20 protein-coding genes and 1 tRNA gene are annotated in these 17,208 nt (G+C 64.2%); 11 read left to right on the top strand and 10 right to left on the bottom strand.

Annotated features, from left to right (window positions below; all coding sequences use genetic code 11):
* Positions 1 to 56: 56 nt before the first annotated feature.
* Positions 57 to 485: a VOC family protein gene (locus tag QRN51_RS16910; protein WP_284990996.1), complete on the top strand. Its 429-nt coding sequence runs from the start codon at positions 57 to 59 to the stop codon at positions 483 to 485.
* Positions 486 to 537: 52 nt separating this feature from the next.
* Here the strand turns inward: QRN51_RS16910 and QRN51_RS16905 are convergent, their stop codons facing one another.
* The gene (locus tag QRN51_RS16905; RefSeq protein WP_059387279.1) at positions 538 to 945 is read right to left on the bottom strand and encodes a VOC family protein; all 408 of its coding nucleotides are present in this window, start codon (positions 943 to 945) and stop codon (positions 538 to 540) included.
* Between the two features lie 138 nt (positions 946 to 1,083).
* On the opposite strand from QRN51_RS16905, the gene QRN51_RS16900 reads away from it, so the two are divergent.
* Positions 1,084 to 2,073 (top strand): DNA-3-methyladenine glycosylase family protein, encoded by a 990-nt coding sequence (locus tag QRN51_RS16900; RefSeq protein ID WP_284990995.1) that lies wholly within the window; start codon positions 1,084 to 1,086, stop codon positions 2,071 to 2,073.
* 26 nt (positions 2,074 to 2,099) lie between these two features.
* On the opposite strand, the gene QRN51_RS23365 is transcribed toward QRN51_RS16900, so the two are convergent.
* The 3 genes from QRN51_RS23365 to QRN51_RS16890 form a co-directional block, all read right to left on the bottom strand.
* A complete protein-coding gene (locus QRN51_RS23365) occupies positions 2,100 to 2,510 on the bottom strand; it encodes a putative endonuclease domain-containing protein (RefSeq protein ID WP_350224998.1) in 411 nt (136 codons plus the stop codon).
* A gap of 126 nt (positions 2,511 to 2,636) precedes the next feature.
* A complete protein-coding gene (locus QRN51_RS23360; RefSeq protein ID WP_350224997.1) occupies positions 2,637 to 3,062 on the bottom strand; it encodes a hypothetical protein in 426 nt (141 codons plus the stop codon).
* A 132-nt stretch (positions 3,063 to 3,194) separates the two neighbouring features.
* Positions 3,195 to 4,868 carry an AMP-binding protein gene (locus tag QRN51_RS16890; protein WP_284990994.1) on the bottom strand — a complete coding sequence of 558 codons (1,674 nt, stop codon included), beginning with the start codon at positions 4,866 to 4,868 and terminating at the stop codon, positions 3,195 to 3,197.
* 102 nt (positions 4,869 to 4,970) lie between these two features.
* Here QRN51_RS16890 and QRN51_RS16885 point away from each other — a divergent pair, with 102 nt between their 5' ends.
* Positions 4,971 to 5,249 (top strand): putative quinol monooxygenase, encoded by a 279-nt coding sequence (locus tag QRN51_RS16885; RefSeq protein WP_059387275.1) that lies wholly within the window; start codon positions 4,971 to 4,973, stop codon positions 5,247 to 5,249.
* A 51-nt stretch (positions 5,250 to 5,300) separates the two neighbouring features.
* Here QRN51_RS16885 and QRN51_RS16880 read toward each other — a convergent pair whose 3' ends face one another.
* A complete protein-coding gene (locus QRN51_RS16880; protein ID WP_059387274.1) occupies positions 5,301 to 5,672 on the bottom strand; it encodes a thioredoxin family protein in 372 nt (123 codons plus the stop codon).
* 111 nt (positions 5,673 to 5,783) lie between these two features.
* On the bottom strand, positions 5,784 to 6,329 hold the full coding sequence (locus QRN51_RS16875; RefSeq protein ID WP_059387273.1) for an acyl-CoA thioesterase: 546 nt from the start codon (positions 6,327 to 6,329) through the stop codon (positions 5,784 to 5,786).
* 138 nt (positions 6,330 to 6,467) lie between these two features.
* Between QRN51_RS16875 and QRN51_RS16870 the strand changes: the two genes are divergently transcribed.
* On the top strand, positions 6,468 to 6,692 hold the full coding sequence (locus QRN51_RS16870; protein ID WP_059387272.1) for a hypothetical protein: 225 nt from the start codon (positions 6,468 to 6,470) through the stop codon (positions 6,690 to 6,692).
* 184 nt (positions 6,693 to 6,876) lie between these two features.
* Here QRN51_RS16870 and QRN51_RS16865 read toward each other — a convergent pair.
* Positions 6,877 to 6,958: transfer RNA gene (locus QRN51_RS16865), tRNA-Tyr, on the bottom strand.
* 133 nt (positions 6,959 to 7,091) lie between these two features.
* Positions 7,092 to 7,352, bottom strand: a complete 261-nt coding sequence (locus QRN51_RS16860) for a hypothetical protein (protein WP_284990992.1) — start codon at positions 7,350 to 7,352, stop codon at positions 7,092 to 7,094.
* A gap of 186 nt (positions 7,353 to 7,538) precedes the next feature.
* On the opposite strand from QRN51_RS16860, the gene QRN51_RS16855 reads away from it, so the two are divergent.
* The 4 genes from QRN51_RS16855 to efeB all read left to right on the top strand — a co-directional run bounded on the left by QRN51_RS16855 (position 7,539) and on the right by efeB (position 11,822).
* The gene (locus QRN51_RS16855) at positions 7,539 to 8,030 is read left to right on the top strand and encodes a YajQ family cyclic di-GMP-binding protein (RefSeq protein WP_059387254.1); all 492 of its coding nucleotides are present in this window, start codon (positions 7,539 to 7,541) and stop codon (positions 8,028 to 8,030) included.
* A 303-nt stretch (positions 8,031 to 8,333) separates the two neighbouring features.
* On the top strand, positions 8,334 to 9,188 hold the full coding sequence (gene efeU, locus QRN51_RS16850; protein ID WP_284990991.1) for an iron uptake transporter permease EfeU: 855 nt from the start codon (positions 8,334 to 8,336) through the stop codon (positions 9,186 to 9,188).
* Positions 9,189 to 9,222: 34 nt separating this feature from the next.
* The gene (gene efeO / locus QRN51_RS16845; protein WP_284990990.1) at positions 9,223 to 10,434 is read left to right on the top strand and encodes an iron uptake system protein EfeO; all 1,212 of its coding nucleotides are present in this window, start codon (positions 9,223 to 9,225) and stop codon (positions 10,432 to 10,434) included.
* On the top strand, positions 10,431 to 11,822 hold the full coding sequence (gene efeB / locus QRN51_RS16840; RefSeq protein WP_284990989.1) for an iron uptake transporter deferrochelatase/peroxidase subunit: 1,392 nt from the start codon (positions 10,431 to 10,433) through the stop codon (positions 11,820 to 11,822). The genes efeO and efeB overlap by 4 nt, the downstream gene beginning before the upstream one ends.
* A gap of 50 nt (positions 11,823 to 11,872) precedes the next feature.
* On the opposite strand, the gene htpX is transcribed toward efeB, so the two are convergent.
* On the bottom strand, positions 11,873 to 12,742 hold the full coding sequence (gene htpX, locus QRN51_RS16835) for a zinc metalloprotease HtpX (protein ID WP_284990988.1): 870 nt from the start codon (positions 12,740 to 12,742) through the stop codon (positions 11,873 to 11,875).
* A gap of 154 nt (positions 12,743 to 12,896) precedes the next feature.
* On the bottom strand, positions 12,897 to 14,168 hold the full coding sequence (locus QRN51_RS16830; RefSeq protein WP_284990987.1) for an MFS transporter: 1,272 nt from the start codon (positions 14,166 to 14,168) through the stop codon (positions 12,897 to 12,899).
* Positions 14,169 to 14,402: 234 nt separating this feature from the next.
* On the opposite strand from QRN51_RS16830, the gene QRN51_RS16825 reads away from it, so the two are divergent.
* The 3 genes from QRN51_RS16825 (at position 14,403) to QRN51_RS16815 (ending at position 17,169) form a co-directional block, all read left to right on the top strand.
* On the top strand, positions 14,403 to 14,882 hold the full coding sequence (locus QRN51_RS16825; RefSeq protein WP_059387252.1) for a Fur family transcriptional regulator: 480 nt from the start codon (positions 14,403 to 14,405) through the stop codon (positions 14,880 to 14,882).
* Between the two features lie 7 nt (positions 14,883 to 14,889).
* A complete protein-coding gene (locus QRN51_RS16820; protein ID WP_284990986.1) occupies positions 14,890 to 16,374 on the top strand; it encodes a catalase in 1,485 nt (494 codons plus the stop codon).
* 159 nt (positions 16,375 to 16,533) lie between these two features.
* Positions 16,534 to 17,169 carry a DUF2461 domain-containing protein gene (locus QRN51_RS16815; RefSeq protein WP_284990985.1) on the top strand — a complete coding sequence of 212 codons (636 nt, stop codon included), beginning with the start codon at positions 16,534 to 16,536 and terminating at the stop codon, positions 17,167 to 17,169.
* Positions 17,170 to 17,208 lie beyond the last annotated feature (39 nt).

Raw genomic sequence — 17,208 nt, 5'->3', positions numbered from 1 at the left:
AGGACAGGCTCTCGGGCAAGCTAGCCGTGACACCCTCCAAGGAAAGGACATGCACCATGGATTGGACCCTCGAAGTTGTTGTGCTCCCCGTGAGTGACATTGACCGTGCCATCGAGTTCTACCGCGACAAAGTGGGCTTCAACCTTGACCACAACACCACCAACGAGCACATGCACGTGGCGCAACTGACTCCCCGGGGCTCCGGCTGCTCGATCGTCATCGGAGACTTGCCGGCGCAGAGCGAGATGGCGCCGGGTTCCATGCGGGGCCTTCAGCTTGTGGTCGCCGATGCCCGCGCCGCACGCGAGGAATTGCTCGGCCGCGGGGTCGAGGCCAGCGAAATCACCGTCTTCGACGAGCGCGACGGCGGCACGTTCTTCGGCTTCAGCGATCCGGACGGCAACACGTGGGCGGTGCAGGAACTCAAGGTCCGGGCCGAGAAGCCGCTGATTCCGGCGGAGTCCCGCGGGCGCTTCGGAGAGTAGTTTCGGGAGCGTAGGGCCAGCCCCGCGTAAAGGGCCGGCCCGAGCAACCCACTCACTCTGCCGGTGCAGTGCCTCCTGCCGAAGAGTCCGTCTGCCAGAGGCCAAGGATGTTGCCTTCGGTGTCCTTGAAATAGGCGTAGTAACCCATGCCCGGAACAGCATCCTTGCCTTTGACCACAGAACCGCCCGCACTCTCAATTTGGCCGAGCGAAGCCTCGATGTCTTCGACGTCAACCGTGATGATGGGCGTCTTCAATTCCTCTGTGCGCGGGAACAGTGCACCATTGATGGCCCCTGGCGCGCTCGGCATGCCCGTCTGTGGGTCCGAAGGCGTGGTGATGGCGATCGTGTAGTCCATTTCCTGCATGGGGTTGAGCATCCAGCCGAAGGCACCCTGGTAGAAAGTGTTGGCCCGCTCCTTGTCGTCCGCGGGGATCTCGAAATGCACTACACCGGCCATTGCGTTCTCCTGAGATTGTCATGGAAGGCGCAGACGCCCCGCGCCACACGTGGAGTCTAGTCGTGTGGGTTTCGCGGCGTAAGGGCTTGAGCGCGGCTCTTTTCGAGTGTTGTCACACGAGCATGCGACCATGAATGAATGACCATCGTCGATGCCCCACCCGCCGCAGCGGCTGCGGCCGACGCATCAGTGCGATGGCACCCCGGCGGCCCCTTCGACCTCCTGCAGACCGTGGGAATCCTCATGCGCGGCAACGGCGATCCGTCCTTCGCTGCACGGCAGGACGGGGTGTGGATGGCCTTCACGACGCCGGATGGCCCGGTCACATTGCGACTCACCGCCGCGGGAACCGGCCAAGACACCCGTGTCGATGCCCAGGCGTGGGGCCCCGGCGCGGGCTCCGCCATTGCCTCCGTGCCTGCGTTGTTGGGGAGCGGGGACGACTGGTCCGGCTTTGATGACGCTGCGTTCCATGCCACCCTCCCGCGCATGGTCCGGGAAGCCCGACGCCGGAACCTCACCGTCCGTTTGCCCACCACCGGCCGCGTGGTGGACTCCCTCGTGCCCACGATTCTTGAGCAAAAGGTCACCACTATCGAAGCCCGCCGGGGCTACCGCTACCTGATGTACAGGTACGGCACCGCAGCGCCAAGCGCAGGCCGCCTCCCGACGTCGGGCCCCTCGGGGCTGCTCGTGGCGCCGACCGCCGCCCAATGGTTAGCCATCCCTTCGTGGGAATGGCACAAGGCAGGCGTGGGTCCCCAGCGTTCGGCGACGGTCATGCGGGCGCTGCGATCCGCCGTCGCGCTTGAACGGCTCGCCTCACTCAGCGCGGTTGAAGCCGGGGCAAAGATGCAGACCATCCCGGGCATCGGCATCTGGACGGCCGCCGAGGTGGTCCAGCGGACCCATGGCTGCCCTGATTCGATCGCGGTGGGCGACTACCATTTGGCCTCGTACGTCGGTTATGCGCTCACAGGCAGGAAGACGGACGACGCCGGAATGATCGCCCTCCTGGAACCGTGGCGTGGGCACCGCCAGCGGGTAGTCCGGATGCTCGGGCTCAGCGGCTTCCGCAAGCCGACCTTCGGACCACGGATGACCATCCAGGACCACCGAGGGCACTAACGCCACCAACGCCCCCCAACGCGGGGTCACTTACGGCCCATGTTGCCGCCCAGCATGGGCCGTAAGTGACCCCGCGTTCGGAGTTTCGCGCGTTTGATCCGGACAATCAGGCCAGAGAACCCTTCGGCCAGATCATCGGCGTTGGCCTTGAAGTAGGACCAGCCGGCATTGGTGAACGCTTCGTCCCTCCGGTTGTCCCGTGTCTGCTGTTCCCGCGTGAGATGTGGTGCGCCGTCGTACTGCACGGCGATCCGAAACCGCCGGTACCCCAGGTCCGCGGACGGCGACCACGGATCGTCCGGGTCGAGGCGGAGCTGCAGTTCCGGTTCAGGCAATCGCGCATCCGACATTGCGAGCCGCAGGAATGTCTCCGGAAACGAATCTGCTCCAACTCGCATGTCTTCAAGGGCGAGCCGGGCCTTCTCCACGCCTTTCATGTTCGGATGCTGCCGGATCAGGAGCCGCAATCCTTCCTTGGTGGCGTAGGCCTCCGTCCTTCCTTCAAGGCCAGGCCGAGGCCTACGGATCAGCTGATCGCCCATGGCAATCACGTACCGCAGCGGCTACTGATGCGCCAGGTCAAGCCACGTCCGGGACGGGGAGGACACCGGGATACCGTCTATCTCCGTGACTTCGCCCTGGAGGACACGGACTCGGTGCCCCGTCACCCCGGTCCGGCGGACCCGGGGAAGCTCATGGGGCTTGCTCAGGTGGACCGTCTCGCAGTCGCCCAGCCACGGAGGAAGGCCGAGCCGGGTCAGTACCGCGGCGCTCTCATGGGACACCCAGGCGCCCGGTGTTGCCGCGGCAAGGACCCGCGCCTGTTCGGCAAACTCAAAGTCACGACCCGCAGGCAAGTAGATCAGCCGCCCGCCGTCGGACATATCCCTGGCCCGGAGCCGCTTCGGAGCGACGCCAAGCACGCGGGCTTCATAGACCGTGAAAGGACGTTCACTGAGTTCCTCCGGCAGCGGCATGATGCGGACCATGGGATCCAGTTTGTCCGCAATTTGACCCCGGCAAGGAGTTATCCACAGGCTGACTTCCAAGCAAGCCAACGCGGGGTCACTTACGGCCCATGTTGCAGCCCGGCATGGGCCGTAAGTGACCCCGCGTTGGAATTAGAGTCCGAGGCGGGCGATCGCTTCTTCGCGCATGTCGATCTTGCGCACCTTGCCGGACACCGTCATGGGGAAGCTCTCCCTGATGTCCACGTAGCGCGGGATCTTGTAGTGGGCCAATTTGCCTCGGCAGAACTCCTGCACCCCTTCCAGGTCCAAAGCCGCTCCCGGTTTGAGGATGATGCACGCCATCAACTCCTCGCCGTACTTGGGGTCAGGCACCCCGATGACTTGGACGTCCTGGATGGCGGGATGGCGATACAGGAACTCCTCGATTTCGCGGGGATAGATGTTCTCCCCTCCGCGGATGACCATGTCCTTCATGCGGCCTTCGATGATGATGAAACCGCCCGAGTCCATCCGGGCGAGGTCGCCGGTGTGCATCCAGCCGTCGTCGTCGATGGCCTCGGCTGTCTTCTCCGGCTGGCCCCAATACCCGGCCATCACGGCGTAGCCCCGCGTGCACAGCTCGCCGATCCCCCCGCGTTCCAGGGTTTCACCGGTGCCCGGATCCACGATCTTGGACTCGAGCCTGGGCATCGTGCGCCCTACAGTCGTGGTCCTTTGCTCCAGGGTGTCGGCCGCGAGGGTCATGGTGGATACGGGAGAAGTCTCGGTCATGCCGTAGCAAATAGCCACGTCCCGCATGTTCATCTCGGCGATGACACGCTCCATGACCTCGATAGGGCATAGTGAGCCGGCCATGACGCCAGTACGCAGCGTCGAGAGGTCGTAGGACGCGAAATCCGGCAAAGCCAGCTCGGCGATGAACATCGTGGGCACGCCATACAGCGACGTCCCGCCAAAATCCTGCACCGCTTCCAGCGCTGCGGCCGGGGTGAATCCGCGGCCGGGAATAATGGTGGCCGCCCCGAAGCTCAGGGCGTTCAGGTTCCCGATGACCATGCCGAAACAGTGGTAGAAAGGCACCGGAAGGACCACGCGGTCGCGTTCCGTGTATCCCAACAGCCTGCCGATTTGGTTGCCGTTGTTGAGGATGTTGTGGTGCGTCAGGGTGGCGCCCTTGGGGAAGCCCGTGGTCCCCGAGGTGTATTGCAGATTGATGGGATCGTGCGGGTCCAGCTCCGCCATCCGAGCCTTGAGCGCTGAGGGGACGACGTCGTCCGCCCGCTTGAGCAGTTCGGCGTACGTCAGCTCGGCGTCAGTTTGCGGTTCGCCTGCGTTAAGCATGTCCAGTCCCAGATCGGGAAGAAACACGAGCTCCCGAAGCTCAGGGCAACTGGTCAAGGCCTCCCGGGCCATGGCCACATAGTCACTGTTCTTGTCCGACGGCGCGGCCACCAGCATCCGCATGCCGTTCTGGCGGACCACGAATTCGAGTTCATGGCTGCGGTACGCCGGATTGACGTTGACCAGGATCGCCCCGACCTTCGCCGTGGCGTATTGCAGGATGGTCCATTCGGCGCAGTTCGGGCTCCAGATGCCTACCCTGTCACCCTTCGCGACGCCCATGGCGAGCAGCGCACGCGCGAGGCGATCGACGTCGTCGTTCAGTTTTTCGTAGCTCCAGCGCCTGGCCTCATCGCCCGGCACCACGGCGGCTTCGATGAGCGCGTCCCGCAACGGAAACCGCGCCGCGACGCGTTCGAAGTTGGCGCCGATGGTCTCTTCAAGCAGCGGGACGTCAGTGTCCCCGGCTGTGTAGGAAAGCATGAACGCACGCTACCAACTCCGGGGGGCCAAGAGAAGACTTTTGCTTGGAAGTCCTACAAAATATTTCAGGGCCTTGGCGGGCCAGCCGGTAATGTGAATCCCATGAGTGCACCCATTGACCTGCAGGCCACGTTCATTCCCAACGACGGCGAATTCTTCCGCGTGAAACTCGCGCTGGAAATCGCGATCGACGAAGTGGTCAACGAACCCGGCTGCATCCGTTACGAGCTCACCGAAGCCAACGAGGACAAGCTGGTCCTGACCGAACAGTGGGCATCCGAGGAGCACCTCGACACCCATTCCAAGGGCATCGCCGTCCAGGACCTCAACGAATCCCTCAGCGCCCTGCTCGCGGAGCCGGTGAAGCTCGAGCGCCTCTAACTAGCATCGGCTGTTGCCCACTGGAAAGTGGGCAACAGCCGATGGCGTTTGCTAGGAGTTTTCGGCGCGCTGCTTTGCGATGTGCGCGTGGACCTCATCCATGTCGAGACCCTTGACGGCCTCGATGACCTGCTCCAGCTGTGGTCCGTTCAGTGCGCCCGGCTGGGAGAACACGAGGACCTTTTCGCGGAAGGCCATGAGCGTGGGGATCGAGGAGATACCGGCTTCGGCGGCCAGCTGCTGCTCGGCCTCCGTGTCCACCTTGGCGAAGAAGACATCGTCATGCTTCTCGGAAGCGGCTTGGTAGGTGGGCGCAAACTGCCTGCAAGGGCCGCACCACGCAGCCCAGAAATCCACCAGGACAATGTCATTGCCCTCGATGGTCGATGCGAACTGCTCGCCGGTGATGTCAACTGTAGCCATGCTTCCACGGTACGCGACCGCACCGCCTAAGTCGCCCTTGTTCGCTACCCGGCAAACCGGGAATAAAGCACGACGCCGGGCAGCTCGCTTGGGGCCGCCCGGTACCGCCGGCTAGTGCCAGAGGTGAGGGGCGGCCTTCCGGGCGCCGGGGAGCGCGTTGTTCTCGCGCCACTCGTGGATCCATTCCGGAAGCTCGAGGTCCGCGGGGGGCTCGCCGAACTCGGCCAGGATTTCCTCCTGGCTCACGGGCCGGCCCTTGGCGACAAGCCGTGTGGCGATGTGCGCGCGGGCGTAGATCTCGCCGTCGGCCACCATTCGTTGTTCAAAGTAGATCGCCTTTGAATCGAGCCCGATGATCTTGGACTCGATGGTGTATTGCTGCCAGAGCTGCAACGACTTCCGGAACGCGATGGTCTCCCCAGCTGCCACGGGGCTCCAGCGGCGTCTGCGCATCTTTTGCCAGATCCCCGCGCGCACCATGAGGTCGAAGCGTCCAAGATCCATCAGCGAGAAATACATGCCGTTGTTGACATGCATCGCAATGTCGATGTCCGTGGGCAGCACTCGCATGGGCAAGGAAGACGTGCCCCAAACGCTGAGCCGGCTCCGCCTGGACGAGGTGAACAAGAGCAAGAGGGTTCGGAGAAGCAAATGCATAACCGCAATGTTACTCCCCAGTAACATTTCGGGACAGCCCCGTTTTGTGTGTCGCTACATGGCATGTCGTTTACCACCGGTTCACATGCCGAGGGAAGAATGTCTGAAACAAATTGCAGAAGGCACCAAGGAGATTCCGTGAGCACCACCCAAACCATCAGGCCACACGCAGAGGTGTGGCCGGAACTTCCGCTTCACCAGGAGCTCGTGTTGCAGGACACCCGCGGCAACAGGATCGTAGGCACCTTGGACGGCATGACCGAGGATCGCAGCACGCTCTGGATCCAGTTGTCCGGAGGCCTGGGCCGGCAACTCGTCCATCACCAGGACGGTTACTGGCTGGAGCCGGGCAGCGCGAGCTAACTGGGCTTTCGTTTTCGACACGCAAAGTCCCTGACGACACCGGAATTCGTGCGTCGAGAATCCACCAGCGCCGCGCAAAGGATTTTCCGCGTCGAACGGCCCCGCGCGCCTCGAACGGGGCCTCCCCAGAAAACACGGACAAAAAAAATCCCCGGAACCATGTGGTTCCGGGGATTTAATTTTGTGGCAGATGAGGGATTCGAACCCCCGTAGGCGTTGCCAGCTGATTTACAGTCAGCCCCCTTTGGCCGCTCGGGTAATCTGCCGAACTTCAAAGAAGTCACTCCCGATCATCGTTTCGTTTCCGATCCGGTAAGCGCGAGCAAGACAACCTTACAGAACTTCTGCCGAAGAATCGAATCGAGCCCTCAAGGGCCCAAAATCGGCGGAAATCTCCGACTAACCAAGTATCCGGCCTGCCACTTTGGCCTCGAAACTGGCCGCCTGCTCAAGGGTGATCTGGTTGAGCTGCACGGCCCGCAACAAGTCCGCGTGGACGCCATCCATCCGCGACGCCGCGTCCGGGACCGGGCTCAGGACCACGGAGGCGGCGAGCGCTGCGGCTGCAACCGCGCCTGCGGCCGTGGCGGCAGCGACTCCGATTGAACCGGCGGCGGCAGCGGCTGACTTGGTGACGTATCGGACGGCCTGGTTGCTCATGGTGCTCCCTTTCAGGATGGGCTCTTCAAACTGATACAACTCTGTCGGGGCTGTCTCAGTTCCGGCCATGCGTGTGCTGTGAGCGAACTGTGAACGTTCAGCACACGCCGGGCGCTTCCGTACTAGGCTGGATGGCAGACAAAACCGCCCGTTTCCGGGCCACCCCCAACGATCACAAGGAGAGTCATGGCAGGCGAATCCACATTCGACGTCGTCAGCAAGGTAGACAAGCAGGAAGTCGCCAACGCGCTCCACCAGTCCCAGAAGGAAATCGCACAGCGATACGACTTCAAGGGCGTCGGCGCTGAGATCGACTTCAGCGGCGAGAAGATCCTCATGAAGGCCAACTCGGAGGACCGCATCCTCGCTGTCCTGGACGTGTTCCAGTCCAAGCTCATCAAGCGCGGCATCTCCCTGAAGTCCCTCGACCAGGGCGAGCCTTACCCCTCCGGCAAGGAATTCCGCCTGGAGTGCTCCATCAAGGAGGGCATTGCCCAGGACATCGCGAAGAAGATCAACAAGATCATCCGCGACGAAGCCCCGAAGTCCGTCAAGTCCCAGATCCAGGGCGACGAGCTCCGCGTCACTTCGAAGTCCCGCGATGACCTGCAGGAGACCATGAACATCCTCAAGAAGTTCGAAGAGGCCGATCTCCAGTTTGTGAACTTCCGCAGCTAGGACTTCGTTGCGGCCCAGGCCGCCATCCAGAAGTACGACGACGGCGCGTTGCCCCCTGAGCGGGCAACGCGCCGTCGTCGTTAACGGAGACAGGCGCGTCACTCCACGCAGCCTTTTGGGGCCGAGGCCTGGCGAAGGCCCCGGGATTCCGCGACTGCACCGATCCGCGGAGGTCAAAAGACTGCGGCGCGTGACATCCACCCCAAAATAATTACGACACGTTTCTTTTGCGCAATCACTTCCAGCGGGTACTGTACTTCCTTAGGCGAGCCTAAGTGTGGCTCCCCTAACGAAGGATTCCACATGACCGCGAACTTCCTGATCGGCCTGCGCGAGGGCCTTGAAGCCACCCTCGTTGTGGTCCTGCTCATGGCCTACCTGGTCAAGACGGGACGCCGCTCGCTGCTCCCCCGGCTCTGGGCCGGCGTCGGCATCGCCGTGGCCGTATCCATCGCCTTCGGCGCCTTGCTCACCTTCGGTCCGCAGGGACTGACTTTCGCCGCGCAAGAGGCGATCGGGGGCGGATTGTCGATTGCCGCCGTCGGGCTCGTCACCTGGATGGTCTTCTGGATGGCGCGCACCGCCCGCAGCCTCGGCGGCGAGCTGAAGTCGCAAGTGGACAAGATGGCCGACGGCGCCGCGTGGGGCCTCGTGGTGGTGGCGGCACTGGCGGTGGGCCGCGAAGGACTTGAGACTGCGCTGTTCCTTTGGGCTGCTGCCCAGGCCGCCGGCGAGTCGTCGCAGCCGCTGCTCGGCGCGCTGCTCGGCCTGGCCGTCGCCGCCGGGCTCGGATACCTGCTGCATCGCGGCGTCCTCAAGGTCAACCTCTCGCGGTTCTTCACGTGGACCGGAGTCGGCCTCATCGTGATCGCGGGCGGCGTGCTCGCGTATGGCATCCATGACCTCCAGGAAGCCGGAATCCTGCCAGGGCTCCACACCCTCGCTTTCGACGTCTCCGCGGCCATCCCGCCGTCGTCCTGGTACGGCACCCTGCTGAAGGGCACCCTTAACCTGTCCCCGGCCACCACGTGGCTCGAAGCCGGGGCCTGGCTGCTGTACGTGATCCCTGTGCTCTATTTCTACATCCGCGCTAACGGTTCCACGCCGAAGAAATCCACGGGCAACGCCCCCACGGCCCAAGCCGCCACCGCCGCCTAAAAGCTTCCCGCACCCCACAACAGAAGGAAACCCAATGCCTGGCACTCCCCTGCCCAAAATTCCCCTGCCCACAACGGCTTCACGCCGCCGGACGTCCCTCGCCCTCGTCGCCGCTGCCGCCGCCGTGCCGCTCGTACTCACCGGCTGCACGGATAACACCAAGACGCCGGGCGCCAGCGCCTCCGCCGGACCGATCCAGGTCACCAGCACCAAAACCGAATGCAAAGTCTCCACGGGCAGCGTCCCCAGCGGCAACCTGAGCTTCGCGGTCAAGAACGACGGCACTGAAATTACTGAGTTCTACCTCCTCGCAGAGGACGGCCTGCGGATAGTCGGCGAAGTGGAGAACATCGGTCCCGGCCTGACCCGCAACCTGGTGGTCACTGCTCCCGCGGGCAAGTACACCACCGCCTGCAAGCCCGGCATGCAGGGCGACGGTATCCGTGCCGCCTTTGAGGTCACGGACTCCGGAAACAAGACCGGCGTCGATGCCGATTTCCAGAAGCTTGTGGACACTGGGGTCCAGCAGTACACGGCGTACGTCAAAGACCAGACTGAGCAGCTTGTGACCGGCACCAAGGCCTTCGCCGATGCCTACGCGGCGGGCGACGTAACGAAGGCCCGCGAACTGTACGCCGCAACCCGCATGCACTGGGAACGGATCGAACCCGTAGCGGAATCCTTCGGGGACCTCGACCCCAAACTCGATGCCCGCGAAGCCGAGCTTGAACCGGGCCAGGAATGGACCGGCTGGCACCGCGCGGAGAAGGACTTGTTCCCGCCGTCGGGCTACACAGCGCTGACGGCCACCGAGCGGGCCAAAATCGCCACGCAGCTCGTTTCCGACACCGAGGAGCTCGGCAAGCGCACCCGCACAGTGGTGCTCTCCGCGGACAAGCTCGGCAACGGAGCCAAGGAACTCCTGGACGAAGTCGCGCGCGGCAAGGTCACAGGCGAGGAAGAAATCTGGTCCCACACCGACCTCTGGGACTTCCAGGCCAACATCGACGGCGCCCGGATAGCGTTCGAAAACCTCAAGCCCGCGCTCGCGCAGAAAGACCCGGCCCTGGCCACGAGCCTCGACGGGAAGTTCGCTGCCCTGCAGGTCGAACTCAAGAAGCACGCCAAGGGTGACGGCTTCGCGTACTACAACGAACTCAGCCGCGCCGAGGTCCAGCAGCTCGCCGCGCTGGTCGACGCCTTGGGAGAGCCGTTGTCCAAGCTCACCTCAGCCGTGGTCCTGTGAGCGGCTGCCCTTTCAACCACGAAACCGCTGAGGCGCCCGACGGCGGGACCCAGGCTGCCGCCGTCGGGCAGGCCAATGCGGCCGTTGCGTCCGCTGCCAAGGACGACGACGGCAAGCGCGGCATGTCCCGTCGCGGACTGTTCTCCCTCGCCGGCGTGGGCGGTGTCGGTGCAGTGGCAGGCCTTGCCGCCGGGTACCTCAGCCATGACGCAGTGGCAGCTGAGGCGGCCCCGGCCAGTGCTGCGAGCGACGTGGTTCCTTTCTACGGCGAGCGCCAGGCAGGCATCATCACGCCAGCGCAGGACCGCCTCCACATCGCTGCCTTCGACGTGACGGTTGAGGACCGCGCCGCACTGATCCAGCTCCTGAAGGACTGGACCGCCGCGGCCGAAGCCATGACCACCGGTCGCACGACCGGCGCGACGGGCGCCGTCGACGGCCCCTACGACGCGCCGCCTGAAGACACCGGGGAAGCCCTCGATCTGGCGGCCGGCAAGCTGACGTTGACGTTCGGCTTTGGCCCGGGCCTTTTCGAAAAGGGCGGCAAGCCGCGCTTCGGGCTGGAGGGCCGCAGGCCCGATGCCCTGATCGACTTGCCGCATTTCCCCGGCGATGCCCTTGAGCCCGCGCGTACCGGCGGCGACATTGTGGTCCAGGCGTGCGCCGACGATCCGCAGGTCGCCGTGCACGCGATCCGGAACCTCGCACGCATCGGCTTCGGCAAGGTGCGCGTCCGCTGGTCCCAGCTGGGGTTCGGCCGCACCTCGTCCACCTCCCTGGCCCAGACCACCGCGCGCAACCTCTTCGGCTTCAAGGACGGCACGGCCACCCTGAAGTCGGAAGACACGGCACTCCTCAACGAGCACGTCTGGGCCACCGCCGGAACCCGCCCGGGTGAAGCGTGGATGGCGGGAGGCAGCTACCTTGTCTCCCGCCGGATTCGGATGCATATCGAGATCTGGGACCGGACATCGCTCCGCGAACAGGAAGGGCTGATCGGCCGCACGAAAGGTGCCGGAGCGCCGTTGTCCGGAGGGGAAGAATTCACGGTGCCGGACTTCGCAATCAAGGGCCGCGATGGCGAGCCGCTGATTCCCATCGATTCCCACGTCCGCCTCGCCCACGCGGACCAGAACAACGGCGTGAAGATGCTTCGCCGCGGATACAACTACGCCGACGGTTCGGACGGGCTCGGCCACCTCGATGCAGGCCTGTTCTTCATCGCCTTCGTCAAGGACCCGCGGACGCACTACGTGCCCATGCAGATGACGATGGCAAAGAGCGACAAGCTGGCCCTGGAGTACCTCAAGCACACGGGCTCCGGCCTGTTCGCGGTGCCTCCGGGCATCAAGGCGGGCGGCTTCATTGGTGAGGGCTTGTTCGCATGAAGCCGCCCGTCGTCGGACGCGGCCGGTAGGGCGCTCTACGGGACCGCTGGCTAGGAAAGCGGCCGTCCGGCCATCCGTTCGAGCCGCTCGATGCGCTCACGCATGGGCGGGTGGGTGGCGAACAGCTTGGTCATGGCACCGCCGCGGAACGGGTTGGCAATCATCAGGTGCGATGTATTCACGAGGCGCTGATCCTGCGGCAGCGGCACCTGCTTCACGCCTGCTTCGATCCTGCGGAGGGCTGAGGCGAGCGCCAGCGGATCGCCGGTGAGCTCCGCGCCGTCGTGGTCGGCGTCGTACTCCCTGGTGCGGGAAATGGCGAGCTGGATCAGCGAGGCGGCAAACGGCGCCAGGAGGGCCATGGCAATCATGGCAAACGGGTTGGCGTTCCGCCGGTCCCCGCCGCCGAAGAACAGCAGCATTTGGCCCACCGAAGTAATGACGCCGGCGACGGCGGCCGCGATGGACGAAGTGAGGATGTCGCGGTTGTAGACGTGCATGAGTTCATGCCCGAGGACGCCGCGGAGTTCGCGCGCGTCGAGCAAGTTCAAGATCCCCGCGGTGCAGCACACGGCGGCGTTCTTGGGATTGCGTCCCGTGGCGAAGGCATTGGGGGTCATGGTCGGAGAAACGTAGATCCGCGGCATGGGTTGGTTGGCCCGCACGGAGAGCTCCCGGACGATTTGGTACAGCTGCGGAGCCTGTGCTTCCGAAACCGGGTACGCGGCCATGGAGCGGATGGCGATCTTGTCGCTGTTCCAATATCCATAAGCAGTTGTGGCGACGCCGATCACTGCCATGATCCAGATGGGCGACGCACTGCGGGTGCCCACACCGATCACGGCACCAAGACCCAGCAGCACCGCCCAGAGCACACCGAAGAGCGCTGCGGTCTTCAGGCCATTGTGATGATTATGCACTTCACTACTTTCTTGCAGTACGGCTTTTGGTTCTGTTCCGATTAACGCCGACGGCCGCCCGGACGTTCCGCCCAACTAGCTCGCATTTGTTGTCGTTCTGAGCCGCCATAACGACAACAACTGCGGGCTAGTTGGGCGCGGGGCTGGGTCCGGGCTAAGGCACCGGGTGGAGCGAATCGTACTGGAGGAATCCACGCTGACCGCGCGCCACCAGCCAGGCAAGCACTGCGCACAGCACGCCGCCGAGGAGCAGCACCCAGCCCTCGCTGAGAACTTTCGTGACTCCACCGGCGAGCATGTCCCCCACGCGCGGACCACCGGAAACCACCACAATGAACACGCCTTGCAACCGTCCCCGCATGTGGTCCGGAGTGGCCGATTGCAGGATGGTGGTGCGGAAGACCGCGCTGACGGAGTCCGAGATCCCGGCAAGGGCACAACACAAGGCCGCCGGGATGATCCACAGCGTGACGCCATCGCGCCCTGCGTCCCCGGCCAGGACCACCACCAGCCCGAAAGCAGCAATCGAGAAGCCCCATCCTGCCACGGACCACACCACCGCGCTCCCCTGGCGCCGCACCCTCCCCAGGGGCCCGGAGAACAGTCCCGCCAGGAAGGCGCCGACGGCCACGGACGCGAGCAGCACACCCACAGTGGCGTCACCGCCCCCGATCATCGTGGCTCCGATCGCGGGCATGAGGGCACGGGGCTGGGCGCAGATCATCGCAATGAGGTCGATGATGAACGTCATGCGAAGGTTGGGCCGGGTGCCCAGGAAACGGAAGCCCTCGACGACGGAGCGCAGCCCGGGTGCCGACGCGTTCTCCGCCGCGGGAAGGGCCGGGAGCTTGAACAGGCTCCACAGCGCGAAGGCGAAGCTGAGCGCATCGATCGTGTAGGTCCAGCCAAAACCGCTCGACGCGACCAGCACACCGGCCAGCAGGGGGCCTGCCGTCATGGAAATGCCCATGTTGAGCATGCTCAACGCGTTGGCGGCGGGCAGCAGTTCCTTGCGGACCAGCAAGGGAATAATGGCGCTGCGTGCCGGTCCGTTGATGCCCTGCGCGCCGCTCTGGATAGCGACGAGGAGGAACAGGATCCAGACATTGTTGAGCTGGAACCAGGCCTGGAGTGCCAGGGCCACGCTGCAGGCCCACAGGACGAGGGACGCAACAATGGCGACCTTCCGCCGGTCATAGGCATCCGAAAGGGCGCCGCCGAACAAGCCCGCAATCACCAGCGGAACCAGGGCAAAGATGCTGAGCAGTCCCACGTAGAGGCTCTGTTGGGTGATGCTGTAGACCTCGAGGCTCACGGCAACCAGGGTCAGCTGGGATCCGACCATCGACACCGAAGACCCCAGCCACAGGCGGCGGAATGCGGGGCTTTCGCGAAGCGGGGTCATGTCAGCCAGGAGTTTTGCCACCGTCCAACCCTACCCACCAAGCCATCCGCCCTCCCGGAGCGCCGCGGGGGCAGGGTTCGCAGCTGCGGTGCGGTCCGCCGTCGGGCACCCGAGTCCGGGCCGTGAGCGGGGTGCCGTCGCGCGGGCCGCGAGCGGGGTGCCGTCGCGCCCGAGTACCGGCCGCCGTCGGCGGGTTCATCCGAAGTTAGCCTCACCTTATTGTGAAGTACTCATAATAAGTGCTTCAATGGGCGTATGGCAGATCACACGGCAGACCAGGAAGCGTGGGCTTCCGCCCTGCATTCCCACGGACGCCGCGTGACCAAGCAGCGATTGGCGGTCCTCGCGGCCGTTCAGCACAATCCACATTCCCCGGCCGAAGGCATCCTGGCTGCCGCGCGCAAGGAACTTCCCGAACTGACAGCGCAGTCTGTTTATGTGGTGCTGAGCGACCTCACGGACCTACAGATGCTGCGGCGGTTCGAACCGCCCCACTCTCCCGCGCTGTATGAGACCCGGGTGGGCGACAACCACCACCACGCCGTCTGCATCAGTTGCGGCCGGGTGGAGGATGTCGACTGTGCCGTCGGCCATGCCCCCTGCCTCACCCCGCACTGGGATGAGCACTCCAAACCCATGACCATCCAGATCGCAGACGTCCTGTACCAAGGCATCTGCCAGGACTGCCAGGCCAAACAACAGCTTCCTACTCACACGCAAGTAACCACGAAATAGGAGAACGATGACCGCGAACATCTCGACCACCCAGTCGGGCGCCCCCGTCACCTCGGACGCGCATTCCAAGTCCGTTGGTGCCGATGGTGCCATCATCCTGACCGACCACTACCTGGTGGAAAAGCTCGCCCAGTTCAACCGCGAGCGCGTCCCGGAGCGTGTTGTCCACGCCAAGGGCGGCGGCGCTTTCGGTACCTTCAAGACTTCCTCGGATGTTTCCAAGTACACCAAGGCTGCTTTCCTGCAGCCCGGTGTCGAGACGGACATGCTCATCCGCTTCTCCTCCGTCGCAGGCGAGAACGGGTCCCCCGACACATGGCGCGACCCCCGCGGATTCGCCGTCAAGTTCTACACTTCCGAGGGCAACTACGACCTCGTGGGCAACAACACCCCGGTGTTCTTCATCCGCGACGGCATCAAGTTCCCGGACTTCATCCACTCCCAGAAGCGCCTCCCGGGCACCCACCTGCGCGACGCCGACATGCAGTGGGACTTCTGGACCCTCTCCCCCGAGTCCGCACACCAGGTCACCTGGCTCATGGGCGACCGCGGCCTGCCGGCTTCCTGGCGTGAAATGCAGGGCTACGGCTCGCACACCTACCAGTGGATCAACGCCGAGGGCGAGCGCTTCTGGGTCAAGTACCACTTCAAGTCCAACCAGGGCGTCAAGACCATCACGGGCGACCAGGCTGAAGAGCTGGCCGGTTCGGACGCGGACTTCTACATCCGCGACCTCCAGGAGAACATTGCCGCCGGCAACTTCCCGTCGTGGGAACTGCACGTCCAGGTCATGCCTTACGAAGACGCGAAGACCTACCGCTTCAACCCGTTCGACCTCACCAAGGTGTGGCCGCACGCGGACTACCCGCTGATCCACGTTGGCACCATGGAGCTCAACAAGAACCCGGAAAACTACTTCGCGCAGATCGAGCAGGCCACCTTCGCGCCGTCGAACTTCGTTCCGGGCATCGCCGCCTCCCCGGACAAGATGCTGCAAGCCCGCATCTTCTCCTACGCCGACGCACACCGCTACCGCGTGGGCACGAACCACGCCCAGATCCCGGTAAACCAGCCGAAGAACCAGGTCAACAACTACAGCCAGGACGGCGCGGGACGCTACCTGTTCAACGCTCCTTCGGTTCCGGTCTACGCACCGAACTCCGTGGGTGGCCCGGCTGCTGTTGAGCCGCAGAACCCGGCCGGCGGCTGGGAGAACGACGGCGAGCTGACGCTCTCCGCACACTCCCTGCACGCCGAGGACGGCGACTTCGTCCAGGCCGGCGCGCTCTACCGCGAGGTGTACGACGACGGCGCCAAGGCCCGTCTGCTGGACACCATCACCGGCGCCGTCGGTGGCGTCAAGAGCGCCGACATCAAGGAACGCGCCATCCAGTACTGGACCAACGTGGACGCCGAACTCGGTGCCAAGCTGCGCGCCAACCTCGGCGCGGGCGAAGGCGAGTCGGCCGCGGAAGCAGCCAACAAGCTGTAACAACGGCCTCCAACGAAGCAACCCCGCTGCGGAATTTACGTGGCGGGGTTGCTTTTTTTGGCATGAATAGCGGGTCTTGTTTAGCGTTCCTCGGCGGGTTTTCCACATAGCAAGCAGTGGCTCTGGCTAGCTCGGCATGGTGATCCATAGGATCCTTACATGAGCACATTTACCGGGATCCCCGCAGAGGCGATCGCCTTCTATGCCGAACTTGAAGAGAACAACAACCGCGAATGGTGGCTGGAGCACAAAGACATCTACGACTCCGCCGTGAAGGAGCCATTGACGCTGTTATTGGACGAGCTTGAGCCACGATTCGGGCCGGGCAAGGTGTTCCGTCCGAACCGGGATATCCGTTTTTCCCAGGACAAGTCCCCCTACAAGACGGCACAGGGAGCGTTTGCGGCAGACAAGGAGGGCGTCGGCTTCTACCTCCAGCTCAGTGCAGACGGCCTGTTGGTCGGGGGTGGATGCCACTCGCGCACCCCGGAGCAGATTGCCCGTTTCCGCGCAGCCACGGATTCGCCGGCCAGCGGGGAGCAACTGCAGAAGATCGTCGATTCCATCGCCGCGGCAGGTTTCGCGGTGGAAGGCGAGAAGCTCAAGACCGTGCCTCGTGGTTTCGACAAAGACCATCCCCGGGCCGAGCTTCTGAAGCACAAGTCGTTGTCCGCAGGCATGACCTTGGGCGAACCGGAATGGATGTCCAAGCCCTCGGCCAAAGAAGAAATCGCCAAGCGTTGGGAGGTACTGCGCCCGCTTGTGGAATGGGTCAACGAACACGCGGCGCCGTAAGCGTAGGGCCGTGAATCTAGCCAAGCAGTGAGCCCGGTC

The sequence above is a fragment of the Arthrobacter sp. efr-133-TYG-120 genome, from assembly GCF_030209785.1.
Taxonomy (GTDB): Bacteria; Actinomycetota; Actinomycetes; order Actinomycetales; family Micrococcaceae; genus Arthrobacter.
The sequence above is the reverse complement of the archived record's forward strand: the minus strand, read 5'-3'. Positions and strand labels throughout refer to the sequence as shown.